1 protein-coding gene is annotated in these 1,161 nt (G+C 37.2%); it reads right to left on the bottom strand.

Annotation, left to right across the window (positions count from 1 at the left end):
* Positions 1-149: 149 nt before the first annotated feature.
* On the bottom strand, positions 150-1,161 hold a 1,012-nt coding region (locus ACFPM4_RS19095), incomplete at its 5' end, for an IS110 family RNA-guided transposase (protein WP_382355356.1).

The raw sequence follows: 1,161 nt of genomic DNA, 5'->3' as shown, positions 1-1,161 counted from the left end.
GGACGTACGTTAATCTATTTAGATATAGTACAGAGGAGGCACGTGGGTTTTCCTTTCCGGTTTTTTACTTTGCCTTCTAGCCCTATTCTCAGTTCATCTATTTTTCTTTGTAAGTATGTTTTGGTTTAAGAATCTATTATTTATTAAATTTAGCGTACTTCTTCTAGTTCTTGAGTTACTGCCCAAATAAATCCTGCTAGCTCTCTAGCTACTGCTGTAATGGCCTTGCCACTTTCTTTTCCTCTAGCTAATAACCGATAATATTTTTTATGAAGTCGATTCTGTGCTTTCCAAGATATACTTTGTATCTCTGGAGGTTGACCTTCCAGTCGCCTTTTCAATTCTCGTTTAACAGCAGGTTGATAGCGATAACTCCAAGCAGATTCAACTAATAATCGACGAACATGTCGATTTCCTGTTTTCGTGATTTTACCTTGTTTCCTACTCTCACCACTCGAATATTCACTTGGGATTAAACCTACATATGCCATAAATTGTTTTGCATTCGCAAATCGTTTGAAAGAACCAATTTCAGCTGCAATACTAGTGGCCGTAATAAGTGCTACACCTCTTAATGCTTGTAAGGCCTGGATGGTTGGGGCATGTACACCTTCGGTGGACTGTAATTTAATCTCTTCTTCTAGTCTTTGAATTCGTTGTTCTATCTCTTTTATTTGATGGTAATATTCTTGAAACACCACTCGTAGTTTAGAACTTTCAAATTTTAATGTATCTAACCATCTAAAATATTTGACTGTCCATTTGTTTACTCCTGATGGCGGATGAATGTTATAACGTAGTAAAAATTTAGATAGTCGGTGTTTAGCTCTTAGTTGGTCCTCTTTTGCATCTTCACGGCATCTTACAAGATCGCGTAAAGCTTCGTCTTCAGAAGTCGGAACATAAATAGAAGTTAATTCTCCTGCTCTATATAATTGAGCTAAACGAAGTGAATCTCTACGATCTGTTTTGATTCGCTCACCTGGTCTTTGCGGGATAAGAGACGGTGCTATTACATCACAATGAACATCCATTTTAGTTAATAATCTATATAATGGATATCCAGTTGGTCCTGCTTCGTAACACACTCGAAGTGTATGGGGTTCTCCCATTTTCTTTACTAATTTTCTAATTGCCTCTGGCGTATTAGGAATCATTCCA

Origin of the sequence: Lederbergia graminis, from assembly GCF_042655485.1 — a bacterium.
Taxonomy (GTDB): Bacteria; Bacillota; Bacilli; order Bacillales; family Bacillaceae_C; genus Lederbergia; species Lederbergia graminis.
The sequence above is the reverse complement of the archived record's forward strand: the minus strand, read 5'-3'. Positions and strand labels throughout refer to the sequence as shown.